Genomic DNA, 16,411 nt, shown 5'->3' on the forward strand with positions numbered 1-16,411 from the left:
TAGTGTGTTTATTCTACTCATAATAAATTATAAAATAAATAAAATTTTAAATATACTTAACAAAAACACCTATTATAAAATAAAACTAAATAAAGCATGTGTTTCGAAAACTGACCTCCTTACTTGTACGGCAAAGACTAATTATTAAGTAAAAATGCTTAGCTTTACTACAAAATTTTATTCTTCTTAAGAATTAATCTATTGATTCATAACATTTTAAAAAAAAAGTTGACTAAATTAGTCCTTTTTTCAACATTTTCTATTGTCATGCCCTTGTAATTTTTAAAATACACATCACTATAAAAAACATGGCAACCTCGTTGTCACTCATTAGGAGTGCCCATGTCTGAACTTATTATGAATGAAAAAACTGACTTAGAGCCTCAGGTTCCAAGTGTATTACCACTATTAGCCTTACGTGATGTGGTGGTTTATCCACACATGCAAATTGCGCTATTCGTGGGTCGTGAAAAATCGATCAATGCAGTTGATGTGGCTCGTAACAGTGACAATTTAGTATTTGTAGTTGCGCAAAAAGATTCGCTTACAGAAGAAATTGATCACGACAATTTATACCAGTACGGTACAGTCGCTAAGATTGTACAAGTAGTTAATCATGAAAATGATGAAAACTGCATTAAAGTACTTATTGAAGGCTTACATCGTTCTAAGCTCACAAAAATTATCGATGAAGATAGTTATTTGACTGCTGAACACGATTTAAGTCCAATGACTATTAATGTAGATAAGGCAACTCAAGAAACTCGTTTACAAGAGTTACGTAACTTATTTGCTCAATATGCAGAAGCAAAATTACGTAATGCACGTGAACTAGTTGCTGCTGCCAATAAAATCGAAGACTTATTGCAATTGATGTTCTTCGTAGCAACTCGTGTACCTCTAAATATTGAAATTAAACAGAAGTTTTTAGAGCACGATGAGTTTGAAGCACATTTGCAAGAGTTAATGAACTACTTGATGAATCAATCTGCTGAACAGCAAATTGAGCAAACTTTACATGACAGCGTAAAACGCCAAATGGAAAAGAACCAACGTGAATACTTTCTAAATGAAAAAATGAAAGTCATTCAACGTGAACTTTCCGATATGAATGGCGGTGCTGAAGATGACGTTGCTGAAATTGAGAAACGTCTTGCTGAAGCTGATTTACCTGAACACGTACGCAAAAAAGCTGAAGCTGAGTTCCGTAAACTTAAAGCAATGCAGCCAGCATCTAGTGAAGCTGCCGTTGTACGTAACTATCTAGAAGTGATTTTAGATACACCATGGAACAAAGCGAGCAAAGTCAGTATTAACTTAGCTAAAGCACAAGAAATTCTTGATGCTGACCACTATGGTCTTGATGATGTTAAAGACCGTATTGTTGAATACTTAGCTGTTCAATCACGTGTGAAAAAACTCAAAGGCCCTATCCTCTGTTTAGTAGGTCCTCCAGGGGTTGGTAAAACTTCACTCGGTGAATCAGTAGCTAAAGCAACAGGTCGTGAATTTGTTCGCATGGCGCTTGGTGGCGTACGTGATGAAGCAGAAATTCGTGGACACCGTCGTACTTATATTGGTGCGATGCCGGGTAAAATTGTGCAGTCTTTAACAAAAGTTGGCGTGAAGAACCCATTGTTCTTACTCGACGAAATTGACAAGATGGCGCAAGACTACCGTGGTGACCCAGCTTCTGCATTACTTGAAGTACTTGATCCATCACAAAACAGTAAGTTCAACGATCACTATTTAGATCTTGATCTTGACCTTTCTGAAGTCATGTTCATCTGTACCGCAAACAGTATGAATATTCCAGAAGCATTACTGGACCGTATGGAAGTCATTCGTCTACCGGGTTATACCGAAGATGAAAAAGTAAACATTGCTGAGCGTTACCTTGTTCCTAAAGCAATTAAGAACAACGGATTACGTCCAAAAGAGTTAACAATTCATGAAGAAGCGATTCGTGACATTGTTCAACGCTATACACGTGAAGCTGGTGTTCGTAGTTTAGAACGTGAAGTTTCTAAAATTGCGCGTAAAGTGGTAAAAGAAGCGGTAAGTAAAAAGTCTAAAAACTTACAGCTTGACGTTACCTCTGCCAATCTTCCTGAATACCTAGGTCCACATAAATTTGACTTTGGTATGGCTGAAGACGAAGCACAAGTAGGCCGTGTAAATGGCTTGGCATGGACTTCTGTTGGTGGTGAGTTACTTACTATTGAAGTTGCAGCTGTTAAAGGTAAAGGTAAATTTATTACAACCGGTTCACTCGGTGACGTAATGAAAGAATCGATTACCGCAGCAATGACTGTAGTACGTACACGTGCTGACGAACTTGGTATAGAAGCATCTCGTTTTGAAGAAACTGATGTACACGTTCACTTACCTGAAGGTGCAACTCCAAAAGATGGCCCATCTGCTGGTTTGGCATTAACAACTGCACTTGTATCGGCATTTACTGGTATTGCGATTCGTCCAGATATCGCAATGACAGGTGAAACAAGTCTTGGTGGTCGTGCGATGCGTATCGGTGGCTTGAAAGAGAAACTTCTTGCTGCACATCGTGGTGGAATTAAGCTGGTCTTTATTCCTCAAGATAACGTTCGTGATTTGGCAGAGATTCCTGCTAATGTGAAAGAAGGATTAGAAATCAAAGCTGTGAAAAGCATTGATGAAATCTTACCTTTAGCATTAACTTCAATGCCAAAGCCTTTACCTAAAACACCGATTGTAAAACCGGTAGAAGGCTCAAAAGCAGCGCGTCACTAATTTATAAAATAGAAAAAAGAGAGCTTTGGCTCTCTTTTTTTTGTTACATAATTTGATTGAAAAATATCCAACCTCCCTCATAATAAGAAGTGAGAGTAATTAATTTTATTATTTGCTCTTGTCTATCTTATGTCACAGATAGCCTTGTTTTTATTCTCTATGGTCATCTGAACTCCAGACAGATGATCATTTGATCGCAGTCCAACACCATTTTTTGGACTGCGTTTTTTATGCCCACTTACTGCCCCGCAGTTATTGTCTCCTCAGGTATAATATGTCAGCTGTTTTGACTGAATAGACCACATGAAAATTCGTATTCTGACCATTGGTCAAAAAATGCCTGCTTGGGTACTTACTGGTTTTGAAGATTATTTCAAACGCATCCAACCTTTTGTCCAGACTCAAGTGATTGAACTTCCAATGGCAAAACGGGGAAAAAACGACTCGGAAGCAGATATTTTAAAATACTGTCAAATTGAAGGTGAAAGTATTTTAAATGCGTTAAAACCAAACGAGACACTTATTGCTTTAGAAGTGGGTGGACGTGAGCTCAGTACAGAAAAACTGGCTGACACCATGAAACAATGGATGCTTGAAGGTAATGATGTTGCATTGGCTATTGGTGGCCCAGATGGTTTGTCAGATCAAGTACGTAAAGCGGCTGCTTGGCATTGGTCACTCTCAAAACTTACCATGCCCCATCCTTTAGTACGTGTTTTATTAATCGAGCAGCTTTACCGAGCGATGAGCATTAATCATAATCATCCTTATCACCGTGCATAAAAAGAACAAACGTTTCATTTTAAGAACAATCCGTTGAAATCAGGATACTTTTAACATGTCCTGATTTTGGCATAATGACTATTATTCTGCTTTTCAACTCAGGTGTAATGAAATGGAACTACAAACCCTTCCCGGACTGTTTATTTCACATGGTTCACCCATGCTTGCACTTGATCCAGAACAAGTGGGTCCTGCTTTACACCGTCTTGGTATAAATCTACCTACTCCAAAGGCAATCATCGTGATGTCTGCTCACTGGGAAAGTAAAGCACTTGAAGTAAGTAGTTCGACTCGTCCGGAAACATGGCATGACTTTCGTGGTTTCCCACCAGAGTTGTACGAGATTCGCTATAGCGCACCTGGTCAACCGGAACTTGCCGAAGAAATATTGAAGTTATTGGCAGATGCTCATTTTGTTGCACATGCCAATAGTACTCGTCCTCGCGACCACGGTGTATGGATGCCTCTTTTACACATGTATCCAGATGCAGACATTCCCGTTGTTGAAATTTCTTTGCCGATGACCTTAAGCGCACAAGAAATTTATCGAATTGGACAAACGCTTGCGCCTTTACGTGAAAAGCAAATTTTATTGATTGGTTCTGGAAGTATTACCCATAATCTTGCTGAGTTGTCTTGGCAAGGTGACAATTCAAAAGTTCCTGAATGGGCTTCAACTTTTAGAAATACTGTCGTTAATAAGCTTTCACATCAAGATTACGATGGCGTGTTGGAATGGCAATCACTGCCTTATATAAAACGTAATCATCCAACTCTTGAACATTTTGCACCTTTGTTTTTTGCTATGGGAACTGGTCATCGTTTTACGATTGTTCACAGTAGCTTCACAATGGGCTCATTGGGTATGGATATATATCGTTTTGATTAATTTTTAGGAAATACCCCGTTTTTCGCGGGGTATACCATTATTTTTATGCAAAATTCGAATAATTTACAAACTTATACATTTTGAAAACCGAAACAATCATATGTTTACATTTTCTTTTTTTAAGAATGTTTTAAGCTTAGTGCTGTTGTTTTTTTACTTGAAGTTTTTTTAAATGAAAATTAAATATTTAATTCTTGCGTTGTTACCTTTTTCTTTGATGGCGTGTCAAACAGTTTCAAACACTCAAGCTCCAATTGTATCTGAGCAACAACAAAATCTTGCAGCAACTTTAAGTGAATATGCTTGGACTTATCAAAATGTAAAAGCATCTAAACCACTTGTTCTTAACTTTAATGCAGATGGTAAATTAGCAATTAACACAGGTTGTAATGGTCAAGGTGGTACTTGGAAAGTTGAAGGCAACCAACTTGTAACCTCTCCTCTTGCATCAACAATGATGGCTTGCCAAGACGATTTAATGAAACAAGAACAATTGTCTAATAGCATCTTTAGTGAAGCAAAATTGCCAATCGAAATTAGTAATAGCAATGGTCAGGTAATCTTAAGCGTGACAGATAAAGCGGGTCAAAAGCATATTTTCCAAGGCGTAAAAGCAACTAATACTCAAGCTCTAACTGATTACTCATGGTCATACCAACCTGAAAATACTAAAAAGCCGATCGTTCTTAACTTCACAAACGACCGTTTATCTATCGCAACAGGTTGTAATCGCCAAGGTACTACTTGGAAAGTTGAAAACAATACCATCGTAACTGCTGATGTAATGTCAACTATGATGGCGTGTGAACCTGCGTTAATGAAACAGGAACAATTCTCTAGCAGCCTGTTCCAAAAACGTGCGATTCCATTCGAACTTAATACAACAAATGCTGATCAACCAACATTAACTATCGTTGATGCTCAAGGTCAGAAATATACTTTCACAGGTAAAATGACACCTGAAGCAAAATACCAGTCTGAAGGTAAAACTGTTTTCCTTGAAGTAGCACCAGAAACTAAATCTTGTACGGGTGTTGCGCCACAAACTTGCTTGCAAGTTCGTGAAGTTAAATATGATGACAAAGGCGTAAAAACTTATGCCGACAAAAACTGGTCATTATATTATGGTCAAATCGAAGGTTTTGAACACAATCCAAACCAACGCGTAATCTTACGTGTAAAACGCTTTGAAGTGAAAAACCCAGCAGCAGATCAATCTAGCCAAGCAGATGTGTTAGATATGGTTGTAGAGCAAGAAATGGTTAAAAAGCCTAAAAAATAATTTTTAGACTAAAAAAATCCGATGCTTTTGCATCGGATTTTTTATTTCTACAATTAATAAATACCTTGTGCAAGCATCGCATCAGCAACTTTTACAAAGCCCGCAATATTGGCACCATCTACATAGTTCACAGTACTGTCTTCTTTTGTACCGTATCTTACACAATTGGCATGGATGTCTTTCATGATTGCATGTAAACGTTCATCGACCTCAGCATGTGTCCAGCCCAAACGTATTGCATTTTGAGACATTTCTAAACCAGAAGTTGCTACCCCACCCGCATTAGATGCTTTACCTGGTGCATATAAAATCTTAGCTTCAATAAAATGTTCAACAGCTTCAAGTGTAGATGGCATGTTAGCGCCTTCAGCTACACAAATGACACCATTGACGATCAGTGTTTTAGCATCTTCACCAGTTAGTTCATTTTGTGTTGCACATGGTAAAGCAATATCTACAGGAATATGCCAAGGTGTTTTACCTTCGAAATATTCAAAACCATGCTTAGAAGCAAATTCCGAAATACGGCCACGTTTAACGTTTTTCAGCTCCATGACTTCTGCCAGCAATTCATCTGTAAAGCCATTTTTTAAATAAACTGTGCCATTAGAGTCCGATAAAGTAACCACTTTCGCACCTAAGAACATTGCCTTCTCTGCCGCATATTGGGCAACGTTACCAGAACCAGATACCGAAACAGTTTTACCAGCAAAAGATAGCCCACGTGTTTTTAGCATTTCTTCTGCAAAATAAACCGTACCATAGCCTGTAGCTTCCGGACGCATTAAGCTACCGCCAAATGAAATTCCTTTACCAGTAAACACACATGCCGTGTCATTACTGAGTTTTTTCATCATGCCAGCCATATAACCCACTTCACGCGCACCCACACCAATATCTCCAGCTGGGATGTCGGTATTTGGACCTAAATGACGGTAAAGCTCGATCATGAGTGCCTGACAGAATCGCATAATTTCAGCATCAGATTTACCTTTAGGGTTAAAATCTGAACCACCTTTTCCTCCACCCATTGGCAAAGTCGTCAGAGAGTTTTTAAAAGTTTGCTCAAACCCTAAAAATTTTAAAATAGATAAGTTGACCGATGGATGAAAACGCATTCCACCTTTAAATGGACCAATTGCTGAATTGTATTGAACGCGGAAAGCGCGGTTAACTTGAGTCTGGCCTTGATCGTCCATCCATGAAACACGAAATTGAATCACACGCTCAGGTTCAACCAAACGTTCTAGCAATCCCTGCTCTGCATATTCCGGATTTTTTTCAATAAATGGCCACAAGCTTGTCATGACTTCTTCGACAGCTTGTAAAAACTCAGGTTGATGCGGATCACGCGCTTGCACGTAATTCAGGAATTCATTCAGATTGTTATATTTCAATGCACGGTCCTCAGCATAGTAATGAATTAAATTGGTGCAATACATTTTAAAATGCATCATTTAGCAGCAAAATATTAAATCCCTTTCCATCAATTTTAACAATAGTTATTTTAAATTATTTTATTTTACTTAATTATCATAAACTTAATTTTAGAAAAACTTCCTAAAAATCAGAAATAGTCATTTATCTTTTCACTTTTATTGATCTATTATTGTGCAACATTAGCTACATTTTAGGTCAGTTAAAAAGCCAATAAATTCGTTAAAATCCATTGACCTTACTTAGGTTTTTCTTCATTATCGCATCGTTTTAAGCAAGCTATTTTCCTCTATGAATCCATCTATTTCTCTCATACGCGAGATTGATGCGTTATTACCACAAACACAATGTGGTTTGTGTGGACACCGTGACGGTTGTCTACCTTACGCAAAGTCCATTGCTGAAGGTGAAGAAGCAAATAAATGTGTTCCTGGTGGACAGCCAGTGGCCGATGCGCTCGCAAAATTATTAAATCGCTCGTCGTTACCTGCTGAAACAAGTGTTTGGCCTGTACAAGCCGATGGACGCCCACAACGTATGAAAGCGATTATTCGCGAAGACGAATGTATCGGATGTACAAAATGTATTAATGCCTGCCCTGTAGATGCCATTATTGGTAGTGGTAAGCTCATGCATACGATTTTGACTGATCTATGCACAGGTTGTGAGTTATGTATTCCACCCTGCCCAGTTGACTGTATTGATCTGGTCGAAGACACTCAAGCATTACCAAGCGAACAACAACGCATTGCAGAGCAAGATGATTTAAGACAACGTTACTACGCGCATATTCAACGCGAAGAGAAACATCGTATACATCGTAAAGGGCCTGTAGTACGTGCTGAAATTGATACGCAACTTTTTGCACAGTTCTCTCAAGCACTTGATGATTTGCCTTCAATTCAACTCATTGAGAAGCCGAAAGAAGCAATTGTAAATGATGCAAAAACTACGATTGAATTAGCTAAAATTCGCACACAAATTAAAAAGTTGGAAAAGCAGCTCAGTGTTCGGGAAGATGCAAAAAAACGTCTTCAACTTGATGAACTACAACAGCAACTCATTCAATTACAGGAGGTCTGAATGGCCGTCAAAAACATGACGAAAAAGCAGATTCAAATTTTCTTTGAACGCCTTCGTGAACAAAGACCTTCTCCAGAAACCGAATTAAAATATTCATCACCTTTTGAATTATTAATTGCCGTCATGTTATCGGCACAAGCGACCGACGTTAGCGTAAACAAAGCCACTGATAAGCTTTATCCTGTCGCTAATACTGCTGAAAAAATCTATAACCTAGGTGTAGACGGCTTAAAAGAATATATAAAGACCATTGGCCTTTATAACGCGAAAGCTGAAAATGTCATTAAGACCTGTAAGATTTTAATGGAACAATTTAATGGTGAGGTTCCAAGCAACAGAAAAGACTTGGAAGCTCTACCAGGCGTAGGACGTAAAACAGCCAATGTGGTTTTAAATACAGCATTCGGACAACCGACTATGGCTGTTGATACACATATTTTTCGTGTGGGAAATCGAACCGGCTTAGCAGTAGGCAAAAATGTTCTTGAAGTTGAACATCGCCTAGTTAAGGTAATTCCAAAAGAATTTATTGTAGATGCGCACCATTGGTTGATATTACATGGCCGTTACTGCTGTATCGCACGTAAACCAAAATGTTCAGAGTGTGTCGTTTCCGATGTATGTAACTGGCCAGACCGCTTTGAATTTGGCGCAATAAAAACGATTCCAACAAAAAACCTCAGTTAATCCTGAGGTTTCTTAATCTGCTGTAATTTCGGATGTAGTTGACGTTCTCGTCCATTCTTTTTATTTTCCAAAGCCTGTTGCTTCTGCACATGACGCAGCATTTTTTGACTTTGATATAGTAAAAATAACAATAGTGCCAGACTCAGCAATACCACTAAAATCAAAATGATTTTCATATCGTTCTCCCGCACTTAATGAAAGAAAAGAGCCCTCACAAAGAGGGCTCTTTATCACAAATAATATTAAATTATTTGTCTAAGATGTTGAACAAATCTTTTTGTACATCTTCAATAGTACGCAAGCCATCAAGCTTGTCATAAGTTGGCGCATTTTCACCAGAAGCAGCACGACCTTGGTAGAAACCAACTAATTGCTCTGTTTCAGTATGATAAGACGCTAGACGCTTACGGATTGTTTCTTCTTGGTCATCTGGACGTTGAACAAGATCTTCACCAGTTTCGTCATCTTTACCTTCCACTTTAGGTGGATTGTATACAGTGTGGTAAACACGACCAGAAGCTGGGTGCTGACGGCGGCCAGAAAGACGTTTTACGATTTCTTCGTCAGGCACATCAATTTCGATCACGTGATCAATGCTGATGCCTTCTTTTTCCAATGCTTCTGCTTGAGGAATAGTACGTGGGAAACCATCAAAAATGCAGCCATTTGCACAGTCAGGTTGAGCAATACGTTCTTTTACTAAACCGATAATGAGTTCATCTGAAACTAAACCGCCAGATTCCATTACACTTTTAGCTTTTAAACCTAATTCAGTACCTTCACGAATCGCAGCACGGAGCATATCACCGGTTGAAATTTGTGGGACATTGTAGCGCTTACAGATCAACTGAGCCTGAGTCCCTTTGCCTGCCCCAGGTGGTCCGAGTAAGATAATGCGCATAAAAAACATCCTCATTTAAAACAATGAATGTGAGGTCCGGCAGATTTAATTTCGTTGATCTTCAATAGATCCTGCCCGACTTCGAATTATAAGAAAGCCACAAACAAATGTATTGTACCAGCAATAAATCCGGTTACCCCACCTAGTACAATAAGAATCCACTCGTCCTCTTGGAATGCTGGACGTAACAAATTCTGAAACTCTTTTGGTGTTAGTTCACGAATACGCTCTTTAAACATTTGAAAAATCTTCTGTGCCCGGCTTGCATTCAGTGCAGGGTCACATACGGGTCCCATCGTAATTTCAATTGAACGATCAATCAAGTCCGTCTTTAATCTTGCGTACTCTCTTGGCCCCAAAGAAAGCTGTAAAGATGTTCGAACAAGTGGAGTTTCCATGATTTCGTTAATATGACGTTTAACAATACGACGTGTTTTGTCCTTGCGTGGACCATACATCATTTCTGTCATAATCGATTTTAACGTAATCAGATCTTCTGTCACTACACTAGAGAAGACTTCAGAGACTTCTTCTTGACGTTTCATGAAAGCACCTTGGAAATTATAGGTACCAATCCGTAAAACAGGCACAATCCAAGGGAACTTACGATCTTTTGTTAATCTAAAAATTTGCGGATAACGGATGTAATGCGGCTCGATTGGGTTAAATACCATCCAGATTGCAATCCAGTTGGTTAAAAAGCCCCAAATAGATGCCCAAAACGGTACAGTCCAATGCCACGGCACAACGAACCAGACAACCATCTGAAAAATACCGAAGAACATCCCGATTAAAGCACTAATATGCCAAATAAAGTTGATTTCTTTTTGCCCAACTTTTAAAAACATACGTACCATTAAACGGCGGTCACCTTCCATTTGGCTCACCACCATTTCACGCATATCAACCAGTGACTCGACATTCATGGTCAGCTCAGTCACTAATTCTCTCAGCACACCGGGTAACTGCTTATGCGCTTGTGCATAAATACGGCGCTTAATCGAATAAGGTAAATTTTCCCAAAGCACTGCATTACGATCGATCATCACTTCATCAATCAAATGCTCAAGTTCAAATCCGACTTGTTCACCAATAATACGTGCCATGTCTTCAGGGTCCATTGCCTCTAAAAACTCACGCAAAGAACCTAACTTGGATAGAGTATTATCGGTAATAATTCCTGAGATACGCCCTGCTTTACGTGGCACAATACCTTGCCAGCCGACTGGCAAAGGACCTAAGTGAAATCCCCAAAATTTAATTGGGTAAAACACCATTTTTAAAGCCATCCACACATGTGCCCATGTGACAAAGGCAGTGACCGGAATGATACTTAAAACGGCCCAAAAATCAGGTCTGTGTAAAAAGGTCTGCCACAATCCGCTGACGTACTCTAACATGTAAGACTCTCGTATTTATTTGTGCTCTGCTTATGGCGAGTTAACGATAAGCTGCTTTGTTTTATAAACCAAAACTTAGAGAATAAGAAAATTGTATTTGCGGTTTCGTATCGGCAGCAACAGCTCCATTCTGGTCAGTTAATTTTTCAGCTGCTCCAATACCCACACTAAACGTACTAATTCTTTCTGAATTTAACAATACATATGCCAAATCGACACCAGCACCTAAGCGAGATTTATATTCTCCGTCTACCGATTTACTATCAAGATGTCCAGCATAAAAGCCAATATAGTAACCATTTTTATCTGTTCCGGTAAGGTAGTAAGGATAGCGAAATCCAACTTGTCCACCGGCAGTTTTATCACCATTTAAAAATGCACCAACTTTTGCATAAGCAATTCCATAAGGATTTACCCACTCACCATTGAGATGTAACAATTTTTGAGTAAAACCTGCGCCTACATTCCAAGTAGCTGCTTTATGATCTGCTAATTTTGCTTCTGGAAGAAATGAGTAATCTTGAGCATGCGCCCAACTGCTTACTGTCAAAACTGCAAGTAAGGGATAAATTTTTCTCATTATTTTCTCCATTTTCCCTAATCGTATAGTGAGAACAACCCTATTCTATTGAATGAGAGACTTTAACAGAATTATTTTGCTTCTTATATACAAGACTCTACAATTTTGTTGTCTACAAAGTCAAAAAAGCCAATTTGCCTCTTCACTGAAACTTTGAAAATTATGCAATATTTTAACTGCGCTTGCGTTAGAATAAGCAGCTATTTTTCTCACCCTATGTCATTAAGTCGATCCGTATGAAACAGCACTTTCCTTTAAAAGATATCCAGCAAGAAAAGCGCATTTATCGAGGTCGTATATTTTTTGCCGTAGGTCTTGTGATTATCTGTCTATTGGTATTAGCCAGCCGATACGCTTATCTGCAAATTTTTCATTACGATGAGTTCTCAACTGCATCAGATAAAAACCGTATTCGTTTACAACCGCTCCCCCCTGCTCGTGGTTATATTTATGACCGTAATGGGGTTTTACTAGCAGATAACTATCCGGTCTTTACCGCAACATTAAGTAAGGCAGATGTTGAAGATCCGGATGCAGTTATTGAACAATTACAGCCTATTTTAGAACTTACTCAAGAAGATGTAGATCGTTTTAAAAGTCGTATTAAAACGGCGCGTAAAACTGAACGTGTGGCCATTAAACTAAATTTGACCGAGACAAATATTGCCAAGTTTAGTGAAGTTAAATACAAATTCCCTGGGGTGAGAATTGAAACCCAAATGACGCGCTATTATCCGCATGGTGAATTGTTTGCTCATGTGATTGGATATGTTGGCCGTATTAACGATAAAGAATTAAAAAGTATTGATAAAGATTTATACGCTGGAACAAACCTGATTGGTAAAATTGGCGTAGAGAAAAGCTATGAAGATTTACTTCATGGAACACCGGGTTATGAATCTGTAGAAGCCGATGCACATAGTAATGTATTGCGTCATTTAGGACGTAAAGATCCAACTCGTGGTAATGACCTGTACTTATCATTAGATTATGGTTTACAAGTTGTAGCATCACAGCAACTTGCTGGTCGTCGTGGTGCAATTGTTGCGATAGACCCACGTACTGGCGAAATTCTTGCATTGGTTTCAAGCCCAAGCTTTAACCCAAACTTATTTGTGACGGGTATTAATCATAAAGATTATAGCTCTCTACGTGATAACATCGACCAACCTCTTTATAACCGTGCTGTTCAAGGGGCCTACCCTCCTGGTTCGACCATTAAACCAATGGAAGCGATGGGTGGTTTACATTATGGTATTGTCGACTGGTCTACTGCTATTTCTGACCCAGGTTACTTCCATTTACCTGGTGACTCTCACAAATTCCGTGACTGGAAAAAAACTGGTCATGGCATCGTGAACATGCACAAAGCCATTATCATGTCTTGCGATACCTATTTTTATATTTTGGCAAATCAAATGGGCATCGACCAGATGAACCAATGGATGCGCCAATTTGGCTTTGGTCAAAAAACAGGTGTCGACTTACCAAGTGAAAGTGAAGGTTTATACCCAAGTCCTGAATGGAAAATGCGTACACGCAAAACCAAATGGATGAAAGGTGAAACAATTTCCGTGAGTATTGGTCAGGGTGCATTTACTGCAACCCCATTACAACTTGCAATGGCAACTGCTATTACAGCGAATCACGGCTCACACGTAGTTCCACATGTTCTACGTGCATCGCATGGTGCAAAACCTTTTACAGTTCGTAATGCACCTGATGGAAAAATTAATTTCAACGGTACAGATGAAGACTGGGTAAAAATGCGAGAAGCCATGATTGATGTAATTCAATCAGGTACTGGACGTGGTATCCGTACATCGCTCTATCAAATTGCCGGAAAAACAGGTACTGCACAGGTTAAGAGTATTGCGCAAGGTAAACGTTATAACGAAGCTGCTCTTAGTGAACGCCAACTTGACCATGGTCTTTTTGTTGGGTTTGCACCTGCCGATAAACCTGAAATCGCAATCGCAGTCATTTGGGAAAATGGTCGTCATGGTGGTTCAGCAGCTCAACTTGCTAAGCCGATATTTGATTACTGGTTATTAACCCGCAATAAAAATCCAATTCGTCCAGCCAACCATCAAGTTAATGGCGGCCTTATGACAGCCGGAATTAAACCGGGCGAGCTTCCAAGTGGAGGCGAAACTGCTAGCTCTACTCCAGCAGCTGCTACAACTACCACAGCAGCAACATCTGCTCCACAAGCTGCTCCTGCTCGCCCTGCTACAAATGAGATCGATGAATAATGAAAAATCAATTACGCATTATTGGGGGCGAATGGAAAAGACGAGTTTTACCATTTGCCAGTATTGAGGGTTTAAGACCCACCCCAGATCGTGTTCGTGAAACATTATTTAATTGGCTCATGTGGGATATTCAAAATGCTCAGGTTCTCGATATTTGTACAGGTTCTGGTGCATTAGGCTTTGAAGCACTTTCACGCGGTGCCGCATCTGTTTACATGATTGAACCAGATAAGACTCAAGCACGATTTTTAAAAGAGAATATCCAGCTTTTAAAAGCTCAAAATTGTCATTTAGTCAATACAACTGCTCAGCAAGCGTTGCCGCGCTTAAAAGAACAGTTTGATGTGGTTTTTTTAGATCCGCCTTATAGTCTCGATCTATGGCAAGAGCTCGCTCATTTGGCAGATTCGCATATTAAAAAGAATGGGTACATTTATATTGAGGCTGACCGAGATTTAGCTCAGCTTCAACTTCCTGCAACATGGCAACAAGTTAAAAACACTAAAGCTGGCACAGTCCACGCTGGGCTTTATCAGAAAATTTAAAAATGTAGGATTTTATAAAGAATTAATTTTCCTGATCTATTTATTTGAATTAGATTATTTTAATTTTTTATTTCAGAATAAATAGATCGTAAAAAATCGAATGAGTTGACCTCGATCATAAGGAAAACTCGAAATATATTCATAACCAATTTTCAGTCTTGGGTTAACACTATAGTTAACTCCATACCCAACTGAAATGGATAAATCTTGAATATTAATATGATTCGTTAAACCAGTGATGCTTTTGCTATGAAGTTGCCCCGTATCATAGGCTGTATAATTATAAATCACCCAACGCTCATTTGAATAAAATTCGTTTTTGAGCACATTATAGTTATTAACTTCATCGTCATGCTCAATAGCTAAACGCCTTTGTTCCAAGTTTAAATCTGATTGATCTAACAACTGGTCTGTATCTAGTAAAGTAGAATCACTTTCTAGTTGAAAAAAATCATAGGCCTGAACATCTCCACTATAAAAGATAATCATCGCTGTAAAAACAGCATAAATATTTTTATGCACACACATTTTATTTTGCAAATCAAAAAAGGTAGCTTAAAGCTACCTTTTTCTGCAAGTTTTTAATTAACTTAAACCAATGACTGCAACAATTGCTGCGCAAGTACCCACAATCTTTTTGCCATAAGGTACATATCGCGTAAACACGGCACCTAGTGCTAAGCCACCGCAATAGATAAGTGCCATACCAGCAACCATACCTGTTACTAATGCAACAATATGCCCTGCATGTGCTAATTCAACACCATGCGCTATACCATGAAAGCTTGCGAGTAATGCAGCAGCAATAGGCAAAATCCGATTTGATTTTATCCATAGTGCAACCGCCGTAACAATCAAAGAAGCAATAATTCCGTATTCAGCCATACTCGCTGGCACCAAACCTTCAGCACCTACTAAAAAGCCTACAATTAAAGTAATACTTAAAGTAATGACTCCGGCAATTTTCCACTCTTTAGCTGCTGACCACAACAGGACACCAAAACCCAAAGCCATCACTAAATGATCGAGACCAGTAAAAGGGTGAATAAAACCTGCCATAAACCCTGAATGTGCATGATCATGCCCCGGGTGCGCCATAGCTAACACAGGTAACATGCTAAGGAGCCCGATACTACATTTTTTAATGAAATTCATAGTTACTCCTTAAGCCTTAAACAGCCCTTGCTTCTCAATAAATTGAATAATTTCTTCAAGCCCATCTTGTGTTTTCATGTTTGAAAATAAAAATGGCTTTTCACCACGCATGCGTTTTGCATCTTGATCCATCACATCAAGGTTTGCGCCAACCATAGGTGCAAGGTCAGTTTTATTAATAATCAGTAAATCTGACTTAGTAATACCCGGTCCACCTTTGCGTGGAATCTTTTCACCACCTGCTACATCAATAACATATAAAGTTAAATCAGAAAGTTCCGGGCTAAATGTTGCCGCTAAATTATCGCCACCGCTTTCAATAATAATGAGTTCTAAGCCATCAAATTTTTCGCATAGATCATCAATCGCAGCCAAGTTAATTGAGGCATCTTCACGAATTGCTGTGTGTGGACAACCACCTGTTTCCACACCCACAATACGATCTGGCGACATCGCTTCATTACGGGTTAAAAAGTTTGAGTCTTCTTTGGTATAAATATCATTTGTCACTACAGCCATATTGTATTTATCACGCAAGGCACGGCATAAGTTAAGCGTAAGTGCTGTTTTACCTGAACCCACCGGTCCACCAATTCCAACTCTTAACGGGCTACGTTCTGTCATGATTTTTATCCTTTTTTC

At 39.0% G+C, this 16,411-nt stretch carries 16 protein-coding genes; 8 read left to right on the forward strand and 8 right to left on the reverse strand.

Annotated elements, in window-relative coordinates:
- The first annotated feature begins 342 nt into the window (after positions 1–342).
- The 4 genes from lon to AC1PJ9_RS00050 all read left to right on the forward strand — a co-directional run bounded on the left by lon (position 343) and on the right by AC1PJ9_RS00050 (position 5,726).
- Positions 343–2,772: an endopeptidase La gene (lon, locus tag AC1PJ9_RS00035; RefSeq protein ID WP_311086383.1), complete on the forward strand. Its 2,430-nt coding sequence runs from the start codon at positions 343–345 to the stop codon at positions 2,770–2,772.
- Positions 2,773–3,075: 303 nt separating this feature from the next.
- Positions 3,076–3,555: a 23S rRNA (pseudouridine(1915)-N(3))-methyltransferase RlmH gene (gene rlmH / locus AC1PJ9_RS00040; protein ID WP_002054393.1), complete on the forward strand. Its 480-nt coding sequence runs from the start codon at positions 3,076–3,078 to the stop codon at positions 3,553–3,555.
- Positions 3,556–3,667: 112 nt separating this feature from the next.
- On the forward strand, positions 3,668–4,444 hold the full coding sequence (locus AC1PJ9_RS00045; protein WP_263613187.1) for a dioxygenase family protein: 777 nt from the start codon (positions 3,668–3,670) through the stop codon (positions 4,442–4,444).
- A 172-nt stretch (positions 4,445–4,616) separates the two neighbouring features.
- Entirely contained in the window at positions 4,617–5,726 is a 1,110-nt protein-coding gene (locus AC1PJ9_RS00050) for an META and DUF4377 domain-containing protein (RefSeq protein WP_284084467.1), read from the forward strand.
- Between the two features lie 53 nt (positions 5,727–5,779).
- Here AC1PJ9_RS00050 and gdhA read toward each other — a convergent pair whose 3' ends face one another.
- Positions 5,780–7,183 (reverse strand): NADP-specific glutamate dehydrogenase, encoded by a 1,404-nt coding sequence (gene gdhA / locus AC1PJ9_RS00055; RefSeq protein WP_311086384.1) that lies wholly within the window; start codon positions 7,181–7,183, stop codon positions 5,780–5,782.
- Between the two features lie 271 nt (positions 7,184–7,454).
- Between gdhA and AC1PJ9_RS00060 the strand changes: the two genes are divergently transcribed.
- Together AC1PJ9_RS00060 and nth are read left to right on the forward strand one after the other, a co-directional pair.
- On the forward strand, positions 7,455–8,246 hold the full coding sequence (locus tag AC1PJ9_RS00060) for an RnfABCDGE type electron transport complex subunit B (RefSeq protein WP_311086385.1): 792 nt from the start codon (positions 7,455–7,457) through the stop codon (positions 8,244–8,246).
- On the forward strand, positions 8,247–8,933 hold the full coding sequence (gene nth / locus AC1PJ9_RS00065; protein ID WP_209046287.1) for an endonuclease III: 687 nt from the start codon (positions 8,247–8,249) through the stop codon (positions 8,931–8,933).
- Here nth and AC1PJ9_RS00070 read toward each other — a convergent pair.
- From AC1PJ9_RS00070 to AC1PJ9_RS00085, 4 genes are all read right to left on the reverse strand, one after another.
- Entirely contained in the window at positions 8,930–9,109 is a 180-nt protein-coding gene (locus AC1PJ9_RS00070; protein ID WP_004703056.1) for a hypothetical protein, read from the reverse strand. The two genes, nth and AC1PJ9_RS00070, sit on opposite strands and share 4 nt — an antisense overlap.
- Positions 9,110–9,180: 71 nt before the next feature.
- Entirely contained in the window at positions 9,181–9,834 is a 654-nt protein-coding gene (adk, locus tag AC1PJ9_RS00075; RefSeq protein ID WP_002117671.1) for an adenylate kinase, read from the reverse strand.
- A gap of 86 nt (positions 9,835–9,920) precedes the next feature.
- Positions 9,921–11,234 (reverse strand): DUF445 domain-containing protein, encoded by a 1,314-nt coding sequence (locus AC1PJ9_RS00080; RefSeq protein ID WP_263613182.1) that lies wholly within the window; start codon positions 11,232–11,234, stop codon positions 9,921–9,923.
- A 61-nt stretch (positions 11,235–11,295) separates the two neighbouring features.
- Positions 11,296–11,814 (reverse strand): hypothetical protein, encoded by a 519-nt coding sequence (locus AC1PJ9_RS00085; protein ID WP_263613181.1) that lies wholly within the window; start codon positions 11,812–11,814, stop codon positions 11,296–11,298.
- A 236-nt stretch (positions 11,815–12,050) separates the two neighbouring features.
- Between AC1PJ9_RS00085 and mrdA the strand changes: the two genes are divergently transcribed.
- Entirely contained in the window at positions 12,051–14,069 is a 2,019-nt protein-coding gene (gene mrdA / locus AC1PJ9_RS00090) for a penicillin-binding protein 2 (RefSeq protein ID WP_311086386.1), read from the forward strand.
- Positions 14,069–14,614: a 16S rRNA (guanine(966)-N(2))-methyltransferase RsmD gene (rsmD, locus tag AC1PJ9_RS00095; RefSeq protein WP_311086387.1), complete on the forward strand. Its 546-nt coding sequence runs from the start codon at positions 14,069–14,071 to the stop codon at positions 14,612–14,614. The genes mrdA and rsmD overlap by 1 nt, the downstream gene beginning before the upstream one ends.
- Positions 14,615–14,686: 72 nt before the next feature.
- On the opposite strand, the gene AC1PJ9_RS00100 is transcribed toward rsmD, so the two are convergent.
- The 3 genes from AC1PJ9_RS00100 to ureG are packed head-to-tail and all read right to left on the reverse strand — an operon-like array spanning position 14,687 to position 16,393.
- On the reverse strand, positions 14,687–15,142 hold the full coding sequence (locus AC1PJ9_RS00100) for a hypothetical protein (protein ID WP_311086388.1): 456 nt from the start codon (positions 15,140–15,142) through the stop codon (positions 14,687–14,689).
- A gap of 57 nt (positions 15,143–15,199) precedes the next feature.
- Positions 15,200–15,769, reverse strand: coding sequence for a HupE/UreJ family protein (locus AC1PJ9_RS00105; RefSeq protein ID WP_311086389.1), 570 nt, complete (start codon positions 15,767–15,769; stop codon positions 15,200–15,202).
- A 9-nt stretch (positions 15,770–15,778) separates the two neighbouring features.
- Positions 15,779–16,393, reverse strand: coding sequence for an urease accessory protein UreG (ureG, locus tag AC1PJ9_RS00110; RefSeq protein WP_000140200.1), 615 nt, complete (start codon positions 16,391–16,393; stop codon positions 15,779–15,781).
- Positions 16,394–16,411: the final 18 nt, after the last annotated feature.

The organism is Acinetobacter sp. 70_2 (assembly GCF_056736115.1).